We start from the raw sequence: 23721 nt of genomic DNA, 5'->3' as shown, positions 1-23721 counted from the left end.
TGCTTTAAGCTAAGTGAGAATTTAGATGTCTAACTTAAGGATGGCTCATCACATCTTGTCGAAATGAGGCTAAGTGATTATTCTTCTATGGGAATCCCTTATTTTTGCAGCCCATGCTCGAAAATTTTGATCCTTTATCTTTTGATCTTCCGGTTGCGGAGATTATACCACAGGTTAAATCCCACCTTTCCACAGAAAATTCCTTAATTATTCAAGCTCCTCCGGGGGCTGGAAAGAGTACTCTCCTGCCCTTGACCTTATTGGACGAACCTTGGTTAGCAGGAAAAAAGATTATCATGCTAGAACCCAGACGTTTGGCCACAAAGACAATTGCACAACGCATGGCAGGGATGACGGATACTAAATTGGGGGATTTGATTGGGTATAGAATACGCTTTGAATCAGCCATTTCTTCCAATACCAGACTGGAAGTAATTACTGAGGGAATTTTGACACGAATGCTCCATTCAGATAATGCTTTAGAAGATGTTGGTTTGGTGATTTTTGATGAGTTTCATGAGCGAAACCTTCATTCTGAGGTGGCATTGGCTTTATGTCGAGAGGTTCAGCAAGTACTAAGACCAGACCTTAGAATTCTATTGATGTCGGCGACAATTGACGCGAATTTGCTTTCCGGTTTATTGAAATCCAAAGTAATCGAAAGCAAAGGAAGACAGTTCCCAGTGGAAGTTAATTACTTGAATGAGGCGGATGAATATGCGATTGGGGAGGATACAGCCAGGCAAATAATTCCCTTGACTAAATTGCATTCTGGTGATTTTTTGGTTTTCCTTCCAGGCCAAGGAGAGATACGGAAGGCACAGGAAATTTTAAGAAAAGCACTTCCTGGTGATTTGGTCTTGCCACTCTATGGACAACTTTCGCCAGGAGACCAGAATAGAGCGATATTGCCCCACCCTTCGGGAAAGCGAAAAATTGTGCTTTCCACAGATATTGCTGAAACCTCTTTAACGATTGAAGGAGTAACAGTGGTAGTGGACTCTGGCTTTGCTAAATCCTCCAGATTTGATCCAAGATCAGGTTTATCCAGATTGGTACTTCATAGAATTAGCCAAGATTCTGCAGATCAGAGATCGGGTCGTGCAGGTAGATTGACCGCGGGTCATAGTTATAGATTATGGACCAAAGCCATTCAAAATCAATTGAATGAATATAGGACTCCAGAATTGATGGAAGCAGACTTGACAGGATTAGTATTGGATATGAAGGCTTGGGGAAAGCAGGATATTCGTTCCATGACCTGGTTGACTCCTCCTCCTTCTGGTACCTTGGCATTGGCAGAAAAAACTTTAGAATCCATAGAAGCAATAGTAGAAGGAGAACTCACGCCTCACGGAAAAGAAATCCATCAATTACCAACGCATCCTAGGATAGCGCATATGCTGATCAACGCAGAAGAAATTGATCAATTGGGATTGGCCACAGATATTGCGGCGATTTTGGATGAGCGAGATCCATTGGGACCTGATGCGGGTGTAGACCTGAACCTGCGAATCGAAGCCTTGAGAAGGTTTCGACAGCATAACGTGAGCATTCCGAGAATTAAGAAAATCGAAAAGATGGCAGCATCTTACAGACGTATGTTTTCTATTCAGCCGGAAAATGGACCAGTAGATCCTTGGCAGACTGGTTTACTCCTTGCCTATGCATATCCTGAGCGTATTGCTGCTGCAAGACCTGGAAACAATGCCCAGTTTCAATTAGCCAATGGAAAAATAGCCCAAATAGGACACAGAGATGACCTGGCTCATGAATCTTGGTTGGCCGTAGCTCATGTAGATGCACGCGATGGAATGGGCAAAATCTGGATGGCGGCTCCCATAAATCCCAAAGATTTGGCTCCTATGCTGAAAACCAAAGAAGTGCTAAAATGGGATCGGAAAAAAGGTGGCTTACAGGCCCATTCAGAAATACGCATAGGTTCCATTATCCTTGGAACCCGACCTTTGGCTAAATACTCTGATGGAGATGTAACAGATGCTATCCTGGAAGCGATCAGGGAAGAAGGAGAATATCTATTGGATTTTAATGATGAAGTGGAGCAACTGATTTTGCGAGTTCAATCATTGAAACAATGGAACCCAGATCAAAATTGGCCGGATTGGTCGGTAGCTTCGCTCTGTGAAAAACCTGAAAGTTGGATTGAACCTTACCTAGCTGGAATTCAGAAGAACGATGATTTCAAAAAGTTAAACCTTAGTCAAATATTGCTTCATTCTCTTGATTTTGAGCAACAAAAGGATTTGGAAAGACTAGCACCCTCTAGGTTAGAGGTTCCCTCTGGAAGTAAAATTAAGATTGAATATAGAAAAGATGAAATCCCCCTTTTAGCAGTTCGACTGCAGGAGCTCTTTGGCTTGCTAGAAACTCCCAAGGTTAATAATGGTAAGGTGAATGTTTTGATAGAGATGCTATCTCCAGGATATAAGCCGGTGCAGTTGACACAGGACTTAAAAAGCTTTTGGCAGAACGGCTATTTCGAGGTGAAAAAAGAATTGAAAAGACGTTACCCGAAGCATGAATGGCCAGAAGATCCGATTGGAGCTGAGGCTGTCAGAGGTGTGAAAAGGAGGTCTTAGATTAGGCGACTTTTAGATGATCTAGGTAATCCAAAAATCCCAAATAAGAAGCTATAGTGAATGGAGTAATTTCTTTAGAATTGATTTTCGCAAGAAAGGCTTGACGTAACACCGGATAATCTTCTGGGTTATACAATTTACTTAATGCGGTAGACCTAAATGCAGAGAAGATTAAATTATGATTGTTGAAAGGATCCTCTTTATGCATTAAAAACTCAAATTCCAGGGTTTTAGGATCAATCATTTTATCCAGCCATTTAAAACCTGCTTCAATAAAAAATCTTTCAATCAACTTTTGTGCAGAAGAAAATTCTTCCTCAGTGGATATTTGAAATTGATTTGGGTATAGTTTACCCAGTTTGTCCGGAGATTGTAACAAAGTGGTAGACTGATCCGAGTAACTTTGGAGCGTTGGAAGGAATTGATGGATCAATTCTTCCACCTCGTTGATCCGTACTCCAAGATGAAATTGGACAATTATGCTGTCTTCTAAATCCTGTAAATGTATGAAAATGACCTGTTTGCCATGAGGAAAAACCTTCTCAAACATCATTTGAGAGCTATTCAAATCAAATCCTTGTTCTTTAAAGAATTCAGTATAGAAGCAGGTAACGTCCAATCTTTTCATAATCGCCAGGGTTAGTTCCTATATATTAATACAAGAATTAGGCGAAAATGTTATTGGTCTAGTTAAAATAGTATCTTAAATAAGATTAAATGTTCTTTTTATTTTTTCGTTTCACCTCACTCCTCCTCGAATAAAGCCTTTATTTCTTCAAGCATTGGTTCCACTTCAGCCTTTTTAATGGCCACAGATCCTTCATCTTCTGGATTGTGCAAATAATGATTCCAATGCTTGGTAGCTTTCCTCAAAGTCCTTGGAGTTAGCTCAAATTCTTCCGTGTCCAAATAAACCTTAGCAAGAGTTTCTGCTTTAAAATTTCCAAAAAGATAAATCTTAAAAATATCAACAAAACTATCACTCAGATCAAATTCTTCTAAAATCTGGACAAATGCTCCCTGATGATTTTTGTTCTTTCGATCATGAATCACTGAAAAAATGGCATCAAGTGATTCCTTATTAAAGTTAGTTCTGGATAATGCTCTACAAGCTAAGTAGGCTACTTCCCAATTATCTCCTTTTACTAATTCGATGAGCTTGTCTCTTACTTCTTCAGTATTGATTTTTCCAAGTTTATCGGCAAAGTAAAAAGCCTCTTTTTCCTTTGGGTCACTTATTTTATCAAAAAGTTTTTGAGTTTCCTCCTGCATAAAATTTCAGTTTATTTGCACAAAGATAACTGAATTGACATTCCGATCATGACTTCTGGCCAATACCAAGAAATATCTCTTGATGAATTTAATTTTTGGAAGGAAAAGCTCCTTGCTAAAGGCCTGCAACAATCTTATCTAGAGAAATCCCATCAACTGGAGTTTAGCAATTCACAAAATTGGTATGTGCGGATCATGCTTCCTTGGTCTTTGGATTTTAATGAACAGGAGAATTCTTTGCTTCCTATAGAAGATTATCATTTAGCTTTGGTAATGATCCGAGCGGGTATCGCTTGTGCAGGATACTTTCATAATGGACTGATGCTGGACCATAAGGTATTTAGGGCTTATATGGTTAGGAAAAAGCAAGGAAAAAGTCAGATTAAATACCTGAAAACCAAAGGTAAATCTAGAGCAGGTTCTAGAGTTAGATTAGGTGAGTCGGAGTTGTTTTTTAATGAAATTAATGAACGTCTAATTGAGTATTCTGACCAATATCCCATCAATGATTGGGGAATTTCCTGTAGTAAAACGCTATGGCCTTATTTCTTTGGATCCTCTATTGCTCCTCCCTTTGATAAGCAACAGGATAACCTGAGGACCATTCCATTTCATGTGAGGCAACCTGATTTTGAAACGCTTCAAGATATGCATCAGAAACTTAATTCTTACCATCTCTTATTCTCAGAATCGGGAGAAGAAATGTTAGCCGATATTAAATATCAAAAACAAGATTCTGAAGAAAACCAGGACGAAGATTGGTGATTTTTATCAATACAGAAAAAAGGCCTGAATCTCTTCAGGCCTTGGTTAGCGGTTAGGTAGTTAAGCTTAAGCTTTATGATCTGGACCCATATCAAATGAGTTAGATAGCATATTAATGGTTTCATGAGCTACTTTGATATTGTACTCATAAGCCAAACTTTTATAGTTGACGAGGTCTACAATAGTACCGATAAAACAAAGTCCTACTGTCAATATATAGAGGATTCCCAAGCCAATTTGACCTAAAATGAATCGATGAAGTCCAGCAAAGCCAAAGAAACCTAGCAAAGTAAGGATCAAGATCATTTGAGCATCTTTTCTTCTCGCACGATAAACCTGTGCAAATAGAGAAGCTTGTTCTTCATCCATATTTTTCATCAATCCCTGGATATACCCCAGTTCCATGCCTTCCAATTCAGGAAGATGTCTCAATACATTAGCCATAATTGTGTGTTGTTTTAAGGTTTTTAATTAGTTGCCATATTCTATAAAAGATCACCACATAAGCCAACATTGCCAGTGGGTGCATGGACCAGGAGGCTTGGAAATTTCCATTTGCAAGGAGATTCATAGACCTTCCTAAACCACATCCTGGGCACCAACTAAATCCTAGTTGATCTAAAGGGCAAAGACTAAAATGTGTCGATGCACTGGGGTCTATCGTCAAAATGGCGATTAAACTTCCGATCCAAAAGACCAGCTCTAAAGGAAATCGTTGTAGTCGATTAGTGATTTCTTTCATGTTACATTTAAATGCTAAAAAGATGCCATTGGCCTAAAATGCCTTTTAGAGGTCGCTGATGGGGTTTTGAAAAATAGAATGCGTAGTAAACGTACAAAAAAGTGTTCATAAGTGAACGGTTTTAAAGTTAGAAAAGACTCTTCAAATTGAATAATTTGATACAAAAAACCTTTCTTCGCATCATTCTAATTTCCATTTTGTATTTTGGTTGATCAATTTTGAAAGTAATGAAATTTCTTAGAATCTTAATCCTTTTCATCGGCAGTTTTATTAGCTATTCTGGCTTCTCCCAGACAGGGTTTGACCTTTGGGTGGTGGAGACTTCTGGAAAAGGAAATGGATTTACTATTCATCCGGAAACAGCCTATGCTTTGACGGATAGACCTGAGTATGACAATCAGCCCAGTTTTATCAATGAGTATCAAATGGTGTTTTCTGCAGCAGATGAAAATGAAAATTATGACATCATCGTTTATAATTTCGACTCCAAGAAGTTTACCAATATGAGTAGGACTTCGGATCGAAATGAGAACTCCCCTACCATTACGGATTGTGGAATGTATATTTCGGCGGTAGTATCTGAACCCGATAAAAAGCAAAGAGTGTGGTTATATCCCTTGAATTTCGAACCAGCGGAATTGCTCTATGATGATATTGAACCTGTGGGCTATTATGATTGGTATGATAACAAAGCAGCTATGTTTGTGTTGGGTGATCCCAATAAACTGATCTATGCCCGAGGGAGAAATGATTTGGTGGAAATTGATACTGAGGTAGCAAGATCTATTAACACCCGACCAAAAACCAGTCAGATCACGTACCTTTCGACAAGAGATTTTAGAAATGTTGCAGATTTGAAAGCTTTGGGTCTCAAAAGTTATGATATTGAAACAGGAGAGGAATTGGAACTGAACTATGGAGTACCTGGGGCTCAGGATTTTATTTGGCTCAACAAAAATTACTTGTTAATGGCTCAAGGAAACAATATTTATAAAAGGAAATACAACGATAATGTCTGGGATTTAGTAGGAACAATAAATTCAGATACTCATCAAAATATTAGTCGCATGGCTTATAGCGAGGACTTGGATGTCCTTGTCGTAGCCATGGAAAGAAAATAATCAATTAAAATATGAACCCTTTGAAAAATTCGCTAATTCTAGCGGCTTTCGTAATATCCTCCAGTTTATCAGCTCAAGAGATTGAGGAACGAGGTGGAATCATCAGCAAAAAATCTGAACTGGTTAAAGTCCAAGATGGATTTTCCTTTACCGAAGGACCTGCGGTCAACCGTATGGGAGATGTTTTCTTTACTGATCAGCCCAATAATAAGATTTACAAATGGTCCGGAAGTAGTAAGGAAATCACCGTTTTTAAAGAAAATGCGGGTAGATCCAATGGTATGTATTTTATGCTTGATAATACCCTTATTACCTGTGCAGATGAGAAAAATGAACTTTGGTCCATTGATCAGGATGGAAATGAAGAAGTCATCTTATCTGAGTTTCGAGGTAATAACCTAAATGGGCCTAATGACCTTTGGATTCTTCCTAAGGGAGGCTTGTATTTTACAGACCCATTGTATCCAAGAGAATATTGGGAAGGCATTCGAACTCCTGAAATGCAGCAAGACGGACAGCATGTTTACTTCCTATCAAAAGATAAATCAGAGTTTTTTAAGGTGGCAGATGACCTAAAGCAACCCAATGGAATCGTCGGTACGCCAGACGGAAAGAATCTTTATATATCAGATATAGGAGATAAAAAAACCTATAAATACGACATAAGAGAAGATGGCTATTTGACTAATAAAACCCTTTTCTGTGAAATGGGATCAGATGGAATGACCATTGACAATAAGGGAAATGTATACCTAACTGGAGACGGCGTTACGGTTTTTAATAGAAATGGAAATCGCATCGCTCATATTCCAGTACCGGCCAGATGGACTGCGAATGTGGTCTTTGGGGCTTTGGATAGAAAAACCCTTTTTATCACAGCTATGGATGCTGTTTATACTTTGGAAATGAAGACCAGAGGCGTTTGGTAAACGCTAAAAAGATTTAAAAGGCTATCAAAAGAATCAAGACAAATAGCAAGATTACAGTTGCTCAGCAATAGTTGACTTCCAAAGTTTTGTTCCTTTCTAAAAATGAAATTAATCAATCTATTCACCCTAATTATCCTACTTACAGTAGCTTCCTGTAATCAAGGAAAAAGGGTGACTGAGATGGAGCAACCTGATTCATCAAATAATATTGATCAAGAGTATCTAGTTGCATTGCTTGATACAATCTGGAAAAATGAGCAGGACCCTATTCAATTAAGAGACTCTCTTGGAAAAGTTTATGGTTACGAATCAGAGGAGTTCCAAGAACAAAATGAAATATACCATAGGAACCATGATATAAATGAAAAGAAAATCCTTGAGATTTTGGATACCCAAGGATGGCCTAGTCAGAAAATAATTGGAGAGCAAGGAAATCTGACCATTTGCAATGTACTTCAACATTCAGGTCTCGAGGTAAGAAAAAAATACCTTCCAATGATGAAAAAGGCTGTGGAAGAGAAAGAATTAGCTCCTAGGTTATTTGCAAGAGCAGAAGATAGATTGGCGACAGACCGTGGAGATCTTCAAATCTATGGAGGACAAATAAAATACTATCCCGAAACTAAAAGCTTTGATGTTTGGCCTATTATGGATCCTGCAAATGTTGATCAAAGACGGGCAGAAATAGGTATGGTTCCAATGACGGAATTTTTGAGCAACCTTAGAAATCCATTAAAGTGGGATTTAGAGAAGCAAATAAAAAGGACAGAAGAATTCCTTAAAGAAAAGCAGACGATGAAGCATTAATGAAACTCTATATTCTATAATTTTTTAAATAGAGTAAAGAAGGGGAAATATTTTATGAATTTAAGCTTAGCTGAATATGTGAAAAGAAGAAACGGTGTGCCGTTGGGTAACAGTGATTCCCTCCGAAATATGCTGAGCCGTTCTCTTGGAGCAGGGAAGTTTTCTTCTTTTTGGCAATATTGGAATCCCATCTGGGGATATTATCTAGGGAAATATGTTTTCAAACCGCTTAAGTTTATTTTTTCCACCACCCTTTCCTTGATAATCACTTTTGTTATTTGTGGTTTTATTCATGACCTAGTGATCATGATTTTAAAATGGAAATTCACCTTGCTCTTAACTCCTTGGTTTTTCTTTATGAGTCTCTTTGTGGTTTTAGTTGATTTTGCGAAAATTGACTACTCAAAATGCCCATGGATTCTTCGTGCGACAATCAATATTTTAATCATAACAATTTGTCTTTTTTTAGCATATCAAGTAAAAATTTGAAATCAAAATGTTTGAATCCTGTGCTTTGTTTTTGGAATAGATTGCGAGCTTCCATATGATCATTTAAGAAAGAAATCTTTTAAATAATCTCTAAAAAGTAAATCCCGAAGAAAACAATGAAATTGGTTTCTTCGGGATTATTTATGGGTTCAAATCAGGATTAATTTAGAACACACCTATATAGTGGCTGCCATCGACGTTTATTAATTCAGCACCTAGGGTTACCTCACCCGTCTCTGTATCTACCACATAGATGTTTCCATTTTTCCCAACTGGAGCTTGTGTCAGGTAAATATCTGTTCCATCTACCACAAATCCCTGGTATTGGAATAAGTAAAAGTCCGGTTCGTAAGGAATATCCGTAATTTTTTGAGCTGTTCTGGCATTTAGATCTACCAAGGCAAAAAATCCTTGAGCACCTGCCGCACCTTCTTGAGAACTAGCATCACGATAAGCTACTACTGCTTTACCATTTGCAGCAGGTCTCCATGCTAAGATGTAAGCATCTTCTACTCCCAATGCATCATCTAAGCTAAATACATAAGAGTCATCGTACTGATTGTTTGCATCAATTTTTAAGATATGCGAACCATTCGGATCACCTTGATTGGCTTGATACACACTTCCATTGAATTCAAAAGAATTGATACTACGGTAACCATTCGTGTTTCCATGACCTACACCAGAGGTAATGACTGTTGGGTTCAATAAGGAAGGATAATCCAAAACAATGGTTTTAGCGGGTAAAATTTCTCCTTCTCTATCAGACTCACCAGTAGCAGGATCTACTTTGCTAAGACGCGCTCCGATGTATAATTTATCTCCAGCCGCATTTAAAGTAGGCATGTCAATTCTGGAAATATAATAGCCCATTGCTTCTTCCTCTATACTTAAAGCTAGGGAGCTTTCCTGGAATTCTATGATAGAAGAATTTACCAGATTCAAAGTCACAACTCCCATAGTCGCTTCGTGACGTAAATAAGTGTCATCACTTGCATCATCCGGTGTACCATTGTCGTCAAATTGAGCTTCTGTATTAACATATACAGCTGCCCCAGTTTGGTCTCCATCAAAAAGTTTAATCCATCTTGGAGCAGAACCTACATAAGGCGCAATACTTACTCCTGTACCCTCTTGAGTGAAAGTTTGTCCCCCTCCCACAGTGTACTTAGTGTACTGTCCACCAGTATCGCCAGCATAGCTTATGTTAAAAATAGTATTTCCATCTTCGGATGACTGTAGTCTGGCTGTTCTGTTTGAAGGCACAATAAAACCATTATCAAAAGGAGCTATGGATACCGTTGGGTCCTTGGCTTCTTCGCTGCTTATAGAGAAAATCAATGTTCCTCCATTTCCATCGCCAGGATTATCTCCCATTCTAGCTGCAGCAACTGTTATCCAACGGCTATCTTCATCTGGACCTGGATTTGGTGTTGGATTAGGTACAGGGTCTTCAGAACATGCAATCATAAGCCCACTTGCTAAAATCATTGCAGACAGTTTTTGAAAATTTTTAAAAGTGTGTTTCATTATGTGGGTATTTAATAATTGGTTAATAATTGTTGATTCTATAGTTTAATTTGAGGTAGAATGCTCTTCCCGGTTTTTGAACCGACAGGTTATCATACACAGCTTGATCGAAGATATTCTTGATGTCAAAGCTCATCACCAGTTGGTCGCTTGGGAATACATAACTAAGTCCTAGATCTTGTGCTAATTGTGTTGGTACTTTAAAAAATTCATCTCCAACGGTATTGGATCCCTGAGGTACCAGGTAAGAAAATTCATCTGTGAAATACATGGTATAAAACAGATTTAATCGGGAGTCTTTTTGAATGATATCTTTGAATGAATAGCGTAAACTCCCATTCATTGTGAAAAATGGAGTATTGGGTACATCTATCTCTACTCCCCTGTTTACAATTTTCAAATCAAAACGGGAGACATTGAAATTGAATCCAAAATTGTCTTTGAAGCTATAGTCCAATTGAGTATCAAAGCCTTTGGAGGTTCCATTCCCTTGATTTTCATAGAGAATGGTTTCATCATTGACATTTAAAGAAGTCTCAATAGGCAAGCCTATTCTATCTTTAATATTTCGTGTGAATAGATTGGTTGATACCGTAAAATCGTGCTTGTTTATGTGAAATGTCCCTAGTCGAAATCCTAAATTGAAGTTATTGCTAAGCTCAGGTCTAATACTTGGATTGGCTACCACATTATCACCGTCATTACCAAAGACTTCACTTTCATTTGGCAATCTGACAGCTTTCTCTGCTGAAGTTAACAAGGTGATATTCGGATATACCGCATAAGAAACGGTGAAGCCATAGCCCCCATCAATTTTGTTGGCGCTTGTAATATCATCTACTATTTCATTGGTTTCTTCATTGATCTCAGGGTCAATATTTACCGTTTTTTGCTGATAGTATTTTCCAAAAACATTTGCCTTCAGTTTTTCATTAATCGCATTTAACTCATAGGTGAGTGAGACAATATTTTTTTCTAGATCTCGGGTACCCCTAAAAGTGTTTTCCAGAATGGATCTTAATTGATCAGTATCTACCCGGTCTATACCGCTGTAAACATGATTAAGAAGAAACCTGTGATTAGCGTTAATAGCATAGGATATTCCTGTTCTAATGGAGCGAACATTCCTGTTTATTTTAGCCAAGGTAGGACCACCTTCCTGCTGGGAATTCCAAAAATACTTGTATTCAACACCTCTAAAATCAATTGCCTTCTCTCCGTTCCAGCTGTATGCCCAAGCGAGTGTATCACTGACCATACGGTTTCGCTTACCGTACAATGCATTGACGTTAAGATCCAATCCCTTAGTGAAAAGGTTTTTCTTTTGATAAGTTAGGTTCATTAACATGGCATCCGATTCCATAAACCTATCTTTGTAGGGCATGATGGTCATAAAAGCCCCGTGCTGTATTTCTTTATAATCACTGGATTTAGTGAAGCCGATTAAAAATTGGTCTGCCCATTTGACATCGGTATAGCCAATCTGCAGCATCCCCCCAGTTGATCTATAGGCATCATTAAATCTTCTAGCAGTGATAGGTGTTTGCACTCCTCCAATCCCAGTAACTACTATGCTTCTACCAGAGACTTTGTAATCATTGTCTGAATAATTATGGAAGAGGGATCCCTTGACAGTGAACCCTGATTCTTTAAATCGGTGCAGCCCGTTTACACTTGCTTGTAGAGTGTTAAAAGAACCATAAGAAAGGGAAGCATTTAAATTAGATTGCGTAGAGTTTTGGAGCACAATATTGATTGCTCCTCCCAAAGCGTCATCAGCCAAATGACCCGGAACCACCCCTTTATACACTTCAATCTCCTTTATCATGGCAGGTGGAATGCTATTCAGGTTAAAAGAATTTCCGTAGGCAGAAATGGGAATTCCATCTATAAAAATTCGAACAGCATTTCCTGATAAACCATTTAAGCTATAATTAACCTCTGAACCTAATCCGCCATTTTGACGGATTTTTACGCCTACAGTGGTATTTAATAACTCGTTTGTTTGAATGTTTCGAAGGCTAGCTTCTTTTGTATCTACCACATTGACGGCAAATCCAGATTTTTCAATCTCTGTCTTAAAAGACTCTCCAAAGACCTGAACTTCATCCAAATTGGTGTCTTCTGATCTTTTCAAGATTGTCGTGACAGGCTTGAAAGCAGGGGTAAAATCAATCTGAAATTCTTTTAACTGGGCTTCAATGCTAGAAACCTGAATTTTGTGTTTGCCATGAGGAACATCCTTGATGATATAGTTACCCAACTCATCTGATAAACCATGTTTTTTGATAGCTGGGATAAAAACTGCAGCAAATGTTACTGGGTCACCATCTTCAAAGGTCAATTTGCCTTTTACATCTCCTGACTGGGCAAAAGTAAAAGCTGAGAGGAAAAAGCTCAGGCTAAAAAGAAATGAAATTAAAACTACTTTCATGTGCTCCTGTGTGTATTACAGGCACAAAACTAGAGTTTAATTATAATTAATCTAAATAAGGATTAGGGTTTTTAAATCCAAAAACCCTAATCCATTGATTCTTAGTTATTTTTATTTATACAAAATCTAAATAAAGATTATTGCCAATTGAAAATTCTAGCAATTTTCACCATCTACATCACAAGAATCACCATCTCCAACCATGTTGATGACAGGATTTGACTTCTTATAATCTTCCCAGGCTTTTTCCAGTGTTTGTGTAAAAACCTGATCTGGTTGGGCTCCCGAGATTCCGAATTTTCGATCTAATACAAAGAAAGGCACTCCCTTCACTCCTACCTGTTGAGATTCGTAAATATCTTGTCGGACAGCATTTTCAAATTCATCTGAATTAAGCATTTGTTTGATACGATCAGCATCCAACCCTACTTCAGTTCCAAGGCTTATTAAGATTTCAGAGTCATCCACATTTTTCCCTTCTGTAAAGTAGGCTTTGAGAAGTCTTTCTTTCATTTCCCCACCGTTATTTGATTCCTTGGCTAAATGAATTAAACGATGGGCATTCATCGTATTAGCCACAACTGTTTTATCCAAATGATATTCAAGACCGACTTCGTTGGCCATATCAACCACTTGTTGTGTAATTTGAATAGTTTGTGGCATAGACCAGCCTTTTGATTTGGAAAGGTATTCCAGTGAACTTAAGCTAGGGTCTGTTTTCAAATCTGGGTTTAGCTGAAAACTTTTCCACTCAATTTCTATTTGATCTTTCTGGGGGAAGTTATCTAATGCTTGTTCTAGTTTTCGCTTTCCTATGTAGCAAAAAGGGCAAACAACATCAGACCATATTTCTATTTTCATCAGTTTTTAATTTACTTAATGTGCAAATACGATTTTTCACAAAAGAGTTCCTTTCAATTTGAAAACAAAAGAATGCCCATCCTGTGCTATGGAAGTTGATGCCGAAGCCAAAATCTGCCCAATTTGCAAATTTGAGTTTCCAAAGAAATCCCCTTGGATTATTTGGATGGCTATTTTCCTATTAATTGTCTGGGTGTTTTCTTACATTTTATAGCACTAAGAATCCAAACCACCATGAATAAGCGATCATTTATCAAATCTTTGGCAGTATTAGGTTTTAGTACTGGCTCAATCTTTAAAGGAAAGGCTGCGCCTAAAAGTATTTTGGATCTGGATTTTAATGCGCCAGACATTTGGGATCAAGTTCGAGCTTCCTATAAACTCAAACCCGATTACATCAATCTGGAGAATGGGTATTATTGCTTTTTGCCTGAAGAGACTCTGGAAAAGTACTTGCAACATCTTCGGGATGTGAATTATCATGCATCCAGTTACATGAGAACCGTGCAATGGGACAATAAGGCGAAAAGTGCTGCTGCGGTAGCCAAGCTTGTGGGAGCCTCACCTGAAGAAGTGGTTCTAACTCGGAATACCACTGAATCTATTGATTTGATCATCTCGGGCTATCCTTGGGAAAAAGGTGATGAAGCTATTGTCTCCAACCAAGATTATGGAAGTCTACTCAATATGTTTGAACTAGCGGAGAGAAGGTATGGCATTCAGGTTAATCGAATAGATATTCCTATGCACCCTCAAAATGACGAGGAAGTTGTGGCAGTTTATGAACAGGCGATTACACCTAAAACAAAGCTGATGATGGTGCCTCATATCGTAAATATTACCGGACATATTCTTCCTGTTAAAAAGATTGCTGATATGGCACATAGCCATGGGGTTGAAGTGATGTTAGATGGAGCTCATGCAGTAGGCCATTTTGATTTCAATATTTCTGAACTGAACTGTGATTATTATGGATCCAGTCTACACAAATGGCTAAGTGTACCCTTAGGCTGTGGCATGCTATATGTAAAGAAAGGAAAGAGCCAGAAGATAAAGCCGCTTTTAGCACCTTATGAATTGGACCAAAAAACATTATTGAATTTAAATCATACGGGCACTCATCCGGTATCCACAGACTTGGCAGTACTTGATGCCATTGAATTTCAAAATAAAATGGGTAGTAAGAGAAAAGAGGAAAGGCTAAGGTATATCCAAAAGTACTGGTCAGATCAGGTAAGAGATTTACCTGGTGTGGTAGTTAATACCCCATTAGAGCCAAAAAGATCCTGTGGAATTGGAAATGTAGGCATAGAAAAGATTGAGCCTAATGAAATGGCGAAGATTTTGATGGATAAATACAAGATTTATACTGTGGGAATTAATGGATCTGGAGTAAGAGGTTGTAGGATTTCCCCGAATGTATATACCTCAGAAAACGACATAGATCAGTTTGTAAGAGCAATAAAAGAAATGTCTGGAAATGCATGACAAAATATAATTCCGAGATAGTGGTTTTAAAGGAATTTAAGGCAGTTAATTAATGAATGGCAGAATTTTTGCCAATAGAGTATAAAAAAATAAAGAATTTACTTGCAAATAGATTTCAAAGAAGTCAACTTTGCCTCCCGAAACGAATGAACACGATTTTCAACATAGCGGCTTCTATTACAAACACACTTCCTGTGACTACAGTGAAGCCAGTTATGCTATTTTTCACTCCTTTAAGGAGGTATAGGTTCTTTTTCAGGGTTTAACCCTATCTGCTATACTTTGTTTTCCTACGTGGGAAACGTCCTTCGAAATACCCATTTTCTTATTTATTAAAAAATCACACCGAAATCTTTCGGGATGTCTTCATGCAGTCAAACATGGAAAATATATCATTTCAAATCATTGTAGCCCAACCTTCACACAAGAAGTACTCCTCTCAAATTACTGATGAGATGGAAAACTCTGCCAAAGCTCGTGGGACAGGGATCGCCAAAAGAAGCCCTGCTTATATCGAAACAAAGATGGAAGAAGGAAAAGCTGTTATTGCCTTAACCAAAGATGGTGCATGGGCTGGCTTTTGCTACATTGAAGCTTGGGGTCATGGTAAATATGTGGCCAATTCAGGATTGATTGTCTCTCCAGAATTTAGAAAATATGGATTGGCAAGATTGATTAAGAAGGAAATCTTCAAGTTGAGTAGAAAGAAATACCCGGATTCTAAAATTTTCGGCTTAACTACCGGTCCTGCGGTAATGAAAATCAACTCTGAGTTGGGGTATATTCCTGTTTCTTATGGAGACCTGACTGATGACAATGAGTTCTGGAAAGGTTGTCAAAGTTGCATCAACTATGAGATTTTGGTGAGTAAAAATCGCCAAAACTGTCTTTGCACAGCCATGCTTTATGACCCTGAAGCCAAAAAGAACCATGCAAACGAAAAGGCCTTGAGAAAGGACTTTAATAAGGAACTTAAGCTGTTTGATCGTTGGGTCAGACTTAAAAAATATGTCATGCTACGAATCAATAAATCCAAGGATTCAGTTTCTAGCATGTTTATCTAATTACAAATACTTCAATAGTCAAAACTATTTCATCGATGAAAAAAGTCGTTTTAGCCTATAGCGGTGGTTTGGACACCACATTTTGTGCCTTGCACTTGTCAAAAGAACTTGGATACGAAGTTCATGCTGTATTAGTAAATACTGGTGGATTTTCGGAAGAGGAACTAACTACCATTCAAAATAGGGCTGAAAACTTAGGTATTGCCTCCTTCAAAGTCTTGGATGTGGTAGAGACCTATTACCAAGAGGTAATTAAATTTTTGGTGTTTGGTAATGTTTTAAAGAACCAAACTTATCCTCTATCAGTATCTGCAGAACGTATTTTACAAGCCAAATCATTAGCTGAATATGCGAAGTCTATTGGAGCCAAATCTGTAGCCCATGGATCAACAGGAGCTGGAAATGACCAGGTTCGATTTGATATGATTTTCCAAACGATTGTTCCAGATATTGAAATCATCACCCCTATTCGTGATTTAAAACTGAGTAGACAGGAAGAAATCGAGTACTTGAAAAAGCATGGTGTCTCCATGAATTTCGAAAAGGCAGCCTATTCTATTAATAAAGGTATTTGGGGGACTTCTGTTGGTGGCAAAGAAACATTGACTTCCTCTGACTATTTACCAGAATCCGCCTGGCCTGTTCAAGTGACAGAAACAGAAGCCAAAGAAATAACTTTGACTTTCGAAGCAGGTGAACTAAAAGGAGTCAATGGGAAGATTTATGAAAAGTCAACGGATGCAATTTTAGAAGTGCAGGAACTTGCTGCTCCCTTTGGAATAGGAAGAGATATTCACGTGGGAGATACGATCATCGGAATCAAAGGAAGAGTTGGTTTTGAGGCGGCAGCTCCCCTAGTAATTATAAAGGGTCATCAGCTATTAGAAAAGCACACTTTGACCAAATGGCAGATGTTCTGGAAAAACCAACAAGCGGAATTTTATGGAAATCACCTGCATGAAGGACATTACCTAGATCCTGTGATGAGAAATTTGGAGGCATTCCTTCAGAGTACTCAGGAATATGTATCAGGTACAGTAAAAGTTTTGTTACAACCTTATCGCTTTACGCTTTTGGGGATTACATCTGATCATGATTTGATGTCTGCCAAATTCGGTAGCTATGGTGAAATGAATAAAGGCTATACTGCTGAAGATGTAAAAGGCTTCACTCGAATTCTAGGAAACCAAACAGCAATTTTCCATAAAGTAAATAGTAAAGATGACTAAGATTAAAACAGCTGTTATAGGTGCGGCAGGATATACTGGAGGAGAATTATTAAGAATTTTGGTTCATCACCCAAATTGTGAGCTGGTTTATGTTCACAGTAACAGTCAAAAAGGCAAAAAAGTAGAAGAGGTACATCCTGATTTAATTGGAGATTGTGACTTGATCTTTACAGATGAAGTTTCGACTTCGGGAATAGAGGCTGTCTTTTTGGGATTACCTCATGGTCAGACGAAAGCATTTTTGGAAGAAAATCCTTTTCCTGAAAGTACTGTGATTATTGATCTTTCCACAGATTTTAGAGATGAGTCCAATGGGTTTATTTATGGACTTCCAGAAGTGAATGCAGAGAAAATCAAGTCTGCCAAAAAGATTGCCAACCCAGGGTGTTTTGCTACTGGAATTCAATTGGCCTTGGCTCCTGCTATTGCCGCTGGTTTAGCAAAAGATGCAATCCATATCACAGGTATTACTGGTAGTACAGGTGCTGGAAAGAAACTAGCAGAAACTTCTCATTTCAGCTATAGATCCTCCAACATGTCGGTGTATAAGTTATTTACACATCAGCACCTCAAGGAGATAGGACAGACTTTTAGGCAATTGAACGCTGATTTTGATTCCCAGATGCTTTTCACACCTTATCGAGGGAATTTCCCAAGAGGGATTTGGGTAACAGCCTATCTCCCATTTGAAGGGACGATTGAAGAGGCAAGGAAAATCTATCAAGAATTCTACCAAGATGCTGTTTTCACCCATGTTTCAGATCAAGATATCGATATGAAGCAGGCAGTAAATACCAACAAATGTATTGTGTTTATTCAGAAAGAAGCGGGTCAATTGGTGATTTATTCAGCCATTGATAATTTACTGAAAGGAGCTTCTGGTCAAGCAGTTCATAATTTCAATTTGGCCTTTGGGTTGGAAGAAAAAGCAGGTTTAAATCTGAAAAGTATCGCTTTTTAAGTCTCTGGCCATGCTGCCAGTTTATCTTCACTTATTTATTAAAATTCAAGATGAATTTATTTGATGTTTATCCTTTGATGCCGGTGACTCCGGTCAAAGCTTCTGGTGCCAAATTATGGGATGATCAGGGGCAAGAATACCTGGATTTATATGGTGGACATGCGGTGATTTCCATTGGGCATACGCATCCACATTTTGTCAAAAGAATCCAGGATCAGTTAAATCAAATCGCTTTTTATTCTAACTCTGTTCAAATTCCTATTCAAAAGGAATATGCAGAAAAACTAGGTAGGCTTTCTGGTTACGAAGATTACAACTTGTTCCTTTGTAATTCTGGAGCAGAAGCCAATGAAAATGCCATTAAGTTAGCCTCTTTTGAAACTGGAAAATCAGGTTTTATTTCCTTTTCAGGAGGATTTCATGGAAGAACTTCTGCTGCCGTAGCTTTGACCGATAATCCTAAAATCATTGCTCCATGCAATGCGCGTGAAGATTTTCAAATCTTACCCTGGGGAGACCTTCAGGCAGTGGAACTCCGGGTTAAAGAAGGGAATATCGCAGGAATTATCATTGAAGGAATTCAAGGGGTTGGAGGTATTCAGGTTCCTTCCGCAGAATTCTTGACAGGCCTGGCTCATATTTGTAGAGATTTTGGAATCAAATTGATCTTGGATGAGGTACAATCAGGTTTTGGCCGAACAGGAAAATTCTTTGCACATCAATGGGTAAAAGATATACGACCTGATATTATCAGTATGGCCAAAGGTATGGGGAATGGCTTTCCTATGGGAGGAATTTTAATTTCTCCTGCATTTGAAGCAAGCTATGGCTTATTGGGAACCACTTTCGGAGGAAATCACCTAGCATGTGCGGCAGGTTTAGGAGTATTGGAAGTCTTGGAAAGTGAAGAGCTGATCAGCAAATCTGAAAAACTTGGCCTCCAAATTATGGAGGAATTGAAACATATTCCCGGTGTTGTGGATGTAAGAGGTCACGGTTTAATGATTGGAATCGACTTAGACAGAGAGGCTGGACCTATTCGAAGTGAATTAGTCAAGCAATATCATATGTTTACAGGAAGTGCCGCATCTAAAAACACCATTAGACTGCTCCCTCCTTTAAATATCGAATTGAATCAGCTAAATTCGTTTATAAACGCACTTAAAGAAATTTTAGCATAAATCCCCTACCCTAAAGTAAATGGACTCAGTTTCACCTTCTATTCTACAATTTACACAGTTTGAATCTCAGGCATTAGGCCAGCAATTAATAGACAAAGCACTTTATTATAAAGCTGACCCAAGAATCGATATCCAAAAAGGTATGGGTAAAAGGATTGGCTGTATCTTTTTGAATCCATCCTTAAGGACTCGAGTTTCCACGCAAATTGCGGCTTCTAATTTAGGGGTTGAGCCTATCGTCCTGAATATGGATAAGGAAGGTTGGGCTTTGGAAATGCGCGAAGGAGCCATTATGAACAAAGGAACCGTGGAGCATATCAAAGATGCTGCTGGAGTTTTGGGGACCTATTTTGATATTTTGGCGATCCGAGCTTTCCCTTCCTTAACAAATAAAGAGGAGGATATGAATGATTTTGTATTTTCTCAATTTGTTAAATATTCTGGGATTCCGGTGATCAGTTTGGAATCTGCGACACGTCATCCACTGCAAAGTTTGGCTGATCAGATTACGATACGAGAACACTCATCTGGAATCAAAAAGCCCAAAATTGTACTAACCTGGGGACCTCATATCAAGGCCATTCCTCACGCCGTAGCCAATAGCTTTGCAGAATGGTCTTTGGGAATGGGCCATGATTTGACAATTACCCATCCTGCAGGATATGAATTATCAGAGAAATTCACCAAAGGAGCAACTATAGAATATAATCAAAAGAAAGCACTTCAAGACGCTGATTTTGTGTATGTTAAGAATTGGTCTGGTTTTAATGATTATGGGAAAATCATTTCTACCGATCCTTCTTGGATGCTCACTGAAAAACACTTCGTCAATGCACCCAATGCCAAAGTGATGCATTGTCTACCTGTAAGAAGAAACCTAGAGCTGTCTGATGAGATTTTAGATGGACCTCGATCTTTGGTACAAAAACAAGCCGAAAACAGAATCTATGCTGCTCAATCCGTGATCAGTCATTTGATTTAAGCCTCAAACCTATCAACCTATGAAAATCAGTATTATCAAAATCGGTGGAAACGTCATCGACTTCCCAGAAAAACTGGATGAGTTTTTAAAGCTTTTCTCCAAATTTCCTGGTCATAAAATCCTTGTTCATGGAGGGGGAATTATGGCTTCAAGATTTGGAGAGTCCCTGGGAGTAATGCCAGAAATGGTAGATGGCAGGAGAATAACAGATAAAGATACCCTGGATGTCGTAACGATGGTTTACGCAGGCTTGATCAATAAGCAGATTGTTGCCAAGCTTCAAGCACTGAAAGTGAATTCCATAGGAATGACAGGTGCAGATGGGAATTTGATTCGCTCGATCAAAAGGCCGGTAAAAGGCATAGATTACGGATTTGTAGGAGATATCAAAGAGGTGAATAACAAACTGATTGATCATCTTCTAAAAGGAGATTTGCTTCCGGTAGTGAATGCCATCACACATGATCAAAAAGGGCAATTATTAAATACCAATGCGGATAGTATCGCCTCTGCCCTAGCGACGAGTTTAGCCAAAGAGCATCAGGTGAATTTATATTTTTGCTTTAATAAAAGTGGAGTATTGATTGATGAAAAAAATGAAAACTCCATTATCCCGCTGATTAATGAAGATATTTATCAGGAGCTCAAAAAAGAAAATGTGATTCATTCGGGAATGATTCCGAAGTTGGATAACGCTTTTGAAGCATTGATGAAAGGTGTGAACCATGTATGGATTGGAAAAGCTGAAAATTTACTATTAGCTGCCAAAGGAAAGTTATCGGGGACGACCATAGAGCGTCATCGATATGATCTATATTGATAGAAATATTACATTTTGAAAACCTACGACACCTTATATCAGGATGCTGTTCAGCTTCTTAAAGAGTTGATTAATACGCAATCATTCTCCAAAGAAGAAAGCGATACAGCAGCAATCCTTGAAAAGTTTTTCAATCATAGAAATATTTTATTTCAGCGATCTGGAAATAACTTATGGGCATTTGCCAATCCATTCAATCCTGAAATTCCTACTATCTGGTTAAATTCTCACCATGATACCGTAAAACCCAATGCTGGGTATACTTTGGATCCCTTTACCGAATTGGAGAAAGAGGGAAAGCTTTTTGGATTAGGAAGTAATGATGCGGGAGGACCTCTGGTTAGCTTGTTGGCTACATTTACACACTTTTATAATCGAGAAGATTTACCTTTTAACTTGATCATAATAGCCTCCGCAGAAGAGGAAATTTCAGGAAGAAATGGGATTGCTTCAGTTATTTCTGAAATTCCTAAATGTGATCTCGCTATTGTGGGAGAACCTACTTTGATGGATTTGGCTGTTGCAGAGAAAGGCTTAATGGTCATTGATGCAAAAGTAACTGGAAAAGCAGGGCATGCAGCCCGTGAGGAAGGTGTCAATGCGCTTTACCTAGCTTTGGATGATTTACAAAAAATCAAAGATTTTCAATTTCAGAGAGTGTCTCCATTTCTAGGAAAAACAAAGGTTTCAGCCACGGTAATCCAATCAGGAAAGCAGCATAATGTGGTTCCTGATTTATGCGAATTTACTTTGGATGTAAGAGTTACTGATGCTTATTCTCTTGAGGAAGCGCTGCAAGAATTAAAATCAAACTTAAAAGCTGAACTTATTCCTAGGTCATTGAGGCTTCAATCCTCTCATGTGCCTAATGAACATTTTATTTTAAAAATTGCGGAAAAGTTAGGCTTGAAAACTTATGGAAGCCCTACCCTTTCGGATCAAGCATTAATACCCTATCCTTCTGTAAAAATAGGCCCAGGGGACTCTGCAAGATCACACACTGCAGATGAATTCATTTATTTGAATGAAATTCAAGAAGGCATTTCAGGTTATATTTCCATTTTGGAAACCTATATTCAATTATTGACTCAAGAATCATAATACTACCCATGAAACTCTGGCAAAAAGCAACAGGAAATAAAAAAGAGGTTGAAAATTTTACGATCGGAAGAGATCCTGAATTTGATATCCTATTGGCTCCATTTGATGTATTGGGATCTATGGCACATGCAGAAATGCTAGCTAAAGTTGGTTTGCTAATTCCTGAAGACAATAAGACACTACAAAAGGGACTGAAAGACATTTATTATGAAATTGAGAAAGGGGAATTTGAAATTTCTCCTGGTGTGGAAGATGTTCACTCTCAAATTGAATTTTTATTAACAGAACGGTATGGAGAGGTTGGAAAAAAACTTCATAGTGGAAGAAGCAGAAATGATCAGGTTCTTGTTGATTTGAAATTATACTATAGAGCCGCGATCAGAGAATTAGTAGAAGAAGCTTCTATCCTATTTGACTTGTTGGTCAAGCTTTCAAAAAAGCATAAAGATGATTTGATGCCTGGGTATACACATACTCAATTAGCCATGCCTTCTTCATTTGGGCTTTGGTTTGGTTCATTTGCAGAAAGCTTAACGGAAGATATGGGTATGTTGGTGGCAGCTTTTGATCTTGCGAATAAAAATCCCTTAGGGTCTGCTGCTGGTTATGGTTCAAGTTTCCCATTAGATAGGACTTTCACCACTCAATTATTGGGCTTTGCCGATCTACATCATAATGTAATCAATGCTCAAAATAGTAGAGGCAAAGCTGAGAAAACCTTAGCATTTGCTTTGGCAGGAATTGCAGGAACCTTAAATAAGCTCTCTAGTGATGTTTGCTTGTTTATGAATCAGCATTTTGGTTTTATCTCTTTTCCTGATGATTTGACTACAGGCAGTAGCATCATGCCTCATAAAAAGAACCCTGATGTGTTTGAATTGATGCGTGCTAAAACCAATCAGATTCAAAGTGTACCCAATTCAATCACCCTACTTCTCACCAATACTACAACTGGGTATCACAGGGATTTGCAACTACTGAAAGAGGAGATTTTTCCAGCAATTGATACCATGCAAGACTGTCTGAGTATGTGTACATTCATGTTAAAATCCATTAAAATAAAGCAGGGCATATTAGAGAATCCATTTTACAAACATGTGTTCTCTGTTGAAGTGGTAAATGAATTGGTTATTAAGGGATTGCCATTTAGAGATGCTTATAAAAAGGTGGGATTAGACATCGAAGAGGATAATTTTTCTCCAGACCAAAGCCAAATAAATCATACACATGAAGGAAGCATTGGTAATTTATGTTTGGAAGAAATTAAAAGTAAAATGGAGCTAGCAATCAATAAATTTAATTTTGAGAAGCTTGATCAATCTGTCAAATCCCTATTAGATTAAAA

Annotated in this window: 22 protein-coding genes; 15 read left to right on the top strand and 7 right to left on the bottom strand. The window is 38.2% G+C overall.

Annotated elements, in window-relative coordinates:
• The first annotated feature begins 113 nt into the window (after positions 1-113).
• Positions 114-2600, top strand: a complete 2487-nt coding sequence (gene hrpB, locus ALPR1_RS11335) for an ATP-dependent helicase HrpB (RefSeq protein WP_008200806.1) — start codon at positions 114-116, stop codon at positions 2598-2600.
• 1 nt (position 2601) lies between these two features.
• On the opposite strand, the gene ALPR1_RS11330 is transcribed toward hrpB, so the two are convergent.
• Together ALPR1_RS11330 and ALPR1_RS11325 are read right to left on the bottom strand one after the other, a co-directional pair.
• Complete coding sequence (locus ALPR1_RS11330; protein WP_008200805.1) at positions 2602-3228, bottom strand: hypothetical protein; 627 nt, start codon at positions 3226-3228, stop codon at positions 2602-2604.
• Between the two features lie 116 nt (positions 3229-3344).
• A complete protein-coding gene (locus tag ALPR1_RS11325; protein ID WP_008200804.1) occupies positions 3345-3872 on the bottom strand; it encodes a HEAT repeat domain-containing protein in 528 nt (175 codons plus the stop codon).
• Between the two features lie 48 nt (positions 3873-3920).
• Between ALPR1_RS11325 and ALPR1_RS11320 the strand changes: the two genes are divergently transcribed.
• On the top strand, positions 3921-4637 hold the full coding sequence (locus ALPR1_RS11320) for a hypothetical protein (protein ID WP_008200803.1): 717 nt from the start codon (positions 3921-3923) through the stop codon (positions 4635-4637).
• A 66-nt stretch (positions 4638-4703) separates the two neighbouring features.
• On the opposite strand, the gene ALPR1_RS11315 is transcribed toward ALPR1_RS11320, so the two are convergent.
• Positions 4704-5081, bottom strand: a complete 378-nt coding sequence (locus tag ALPR1_RS11315; RefSeq protein ID WP_008200801.1) for a TM2 domain-containing protein — start codon at positions 5079-5081, stop codon at positions 4704-4706.
• Complete coding sequence (locus ALPR1_RS11310; protein ID WP_008200799.1) at positions 5074-5379, bottom strand: DUF2752 domain-containing protein; 306 nt, start codon at positions 5377-5379, stop codon at positions 5074-5076. The genes ALPR1_RS11315 and ALPR1_RS11310 overlap by 8 nt, the downstream gene beginning before the upstream one ends.
• A gap of 227 nt (positions 5380-5606) precedes the next feature.
• On the opposite strand from ALPR1_RS11310, the gene ALPR1_RS11305 reads away from it, so the two are divergent.
• The 4 genes from ALPR1_RS11305 to ALPR1_RS11290 all read left to right on the top strand — a co-directional run bounded on the left by ALPR1_RS11305 (position 5607) and on the right by ALPR1_RS11290 (position 8725).
• A complete protein-coding gene (locus ALPR1_RS11305; RefSeq protein WP_008200796.1) occupies positions 5607-6500 on the top strand; it encodes a TolB-like translocation protein in 894 nt (297 codons plus the stop codon).
• Between the two features lie 11 nt (positions 6501-6511).
• On the top strand, positions 6512-7429 hold the full coding sequence (locus ALPR1_RS11300; RefSeq protein WP_008200795.1) for an SMP-30/gluconolactonase/LRE family protein: 918 nt from the start codon (positions 6512-6514) through the stop codon (positions 7427-7429).
• Between the two features lie 102 nt (positions 7430-7531).
• Positions 7532-8236, top strand: coding sequence for a DUF6624 domain-containing protein (locus ALPR1_RS11295; RefSeq protein ID WP_008200793.1), 705 nt, complete (start codon positions 7532-7534; stop codon positions 8234-8236).
• A gap of 54 nt (positions 8237-8290) precedes the next feature.
• On the top strand, positions 8291-8725 hold the full coding sequence (locus ALPR1_RS11290; RefSeq protein ID WP_008200792.1) for a hypothetical protein: 435 nt from the start codon (positions 8291-8293) through the stop codon (positions 8723-8725).
• A 165-nt stretch (positions 8726-8890) separates the two neighbouring features.
• On the opposite strand, the gene ALPR1_RS11285 is transcribed toward ALPR1_RS11290, so the two are convergent.
• The 3 genes from ALPR1_RS11285 to ALPR1_RS11275 all read right to left on the bottom strand — a co-directional run bounded on the left by ALPR1_RS11285 (position 8891) and on the right by ALPR1_RS11275 (position 13550).
• Entirely contained in the window at positions 8891-10216 is a 1326-nt protein-coding gene (locus ALPR1_RS11285; protein WP_202795637.1) for a hypothetical protein, read from the bottom strand.
• A 61-nt stretch (positions 10217-10277) separates the two neighbouring features.
• Positions 10278-12689, bottom strand: coding sequence for a TonB-dependent receptor (locus tag ALPR1_RS11280; protein ID WP_008200787.1), 2412 nt, complete (start codon positions 12687-12689; stop codon positions 10278-10280).
• 156 nt (positions 12690-12845) lie between these two features.
• Positions 12846-13550, bottom strand: a complete 705-nt coding sequence (locus ALPR1_RS11275) for a DsbA family oxidoreductase (protein ID WP_008200786.1) — start codon at positions 13548-13550, stop codon at positions 12846-12848.
• Positions 13551-13784: 234 nt separating this feature from the next.
• On the opposite strand from ALPR1_RS11275, the gene ALPR1_RS11265 reads away from it, so the two are divergent.
• The 9 genes from ALPR1_RS11265 to argH all read left to right on the top strand — a co-directional run bounded on the left by ALPR1_RS11265 (position 13785) and on the right by argH (position 23719).
• Positions 13785-15038 carry an aminotransferase class V-fold PLP-dependent enzyme gene (locus ALPR1_RS11265; protein ID WP_008200784.1) on the top strand — a complete coding sequence of 418 codons (1254 nt, stop codon included), beginning with the start codon at positions 13785-13787 and terminating at the stop codon, positions 15036-15038.
• Between the two features lie 380 nt (positions 15039-15418).
• Entirely contained in the window at positions 15419-16102 is a 684-nt protein-coding gene (locus ALPR1_RS11260; protein WP_040302780.1) for a GNAT family N-acetyltransferase, read from the top strand.
• 35 nt (positions 16103-16137) lie between these two features.
• A complete protein-coding gene (locus ALPR1_RS11255) occupies positions 16138-17331 on the top strand; it encodes an argininosuccinate synthase (RefSeq protein WP_008200782.1) in 1194 nt (397 codons plus the stop codon).
• Entirely contained in the window at positions 17324-18292 is a 969-nt protein-coding gene (argC, locus tag ALPR1_RS11250) for an N-acetyl-gamma-glutamyl-phosphate reductase (RefSeq protein ID WP_008200781.1), read from the top strand. The genes ALPR1_RS11255 and argC overlap by 8 nt, the downstream gene beginning before the upstream one ends.
• A 50-nt stretch (positions 18293-18342) precedes the next feature.
• Entirely contained in the window at positions 18343-19473 is a 1131-nt protein-coding gene (locus ALPR1_RS11245; protein WP_008200780.1) for an aspartate aminotransferase family protein, read from the top strand.
• Between the two features lie 19 nt (positions 19474-19492).
• A complete protein-coding gene (locus ALPR1_RS11240; protein WP_008200779.1) occupies positions 19493-20455 on the top strand; it encodes a Rossmann-fold NAD(P)-binding domain-containing protein in 963 nt (320 codons plus the stop codon).
• Between the two features lie 19 nt (positions 20456-20474).
• Complete coding sequence (gene argB, locus ALPR1_RS11235; protein WP_008200778.1) at positions 20475-21275, top strand: acetylglutamate kinase; 801 nt, start codon at positions 20475-20477, stop codon at positions 21273-21275.
• Positions 21276-21290: 15 nt separating this feature from the next.
• The gene (locus ALPR1_RS11230) at positions 21291-22376 is read left to right on the top strand and encodes a M20 family metallo-hydrolase (protein ID WP_008200777.1); all 1086 of its coding nucleotides are present in this window, start codon (positions 21291-21293) and stop codon (positions 22374-22376) included.
• 8 nt (positions 22377-22384) lie between these two features.
• Positions 22385-23719 (top strand): argininosuccinate lyase, encoded by a 1335-nt coding sequence (gene argH, locus ALPR1_RS11225; protein WP_008200775.1) that lies wholly within the window; start codon positions 22385-22387, stop codon positions 23717-23719.
• Positions 23720-23721: the final 2 nt, after the last annotated feature.

The sequence above is a fragment of the Algoriphagus machipongonensis genome (assembly GCF_000166275.1).
Lineage (GTDB): Bacteria > Bacteroidota > Bacteroidia > Cytophagales > Cyclobacteriaceae > Algoriphagus > Algoriphagus machipongonensis.
Note: the sequence above shows the minus strand (reverse complement) of the source record. Positions and strands in the feature narration are given on the sequence as shown.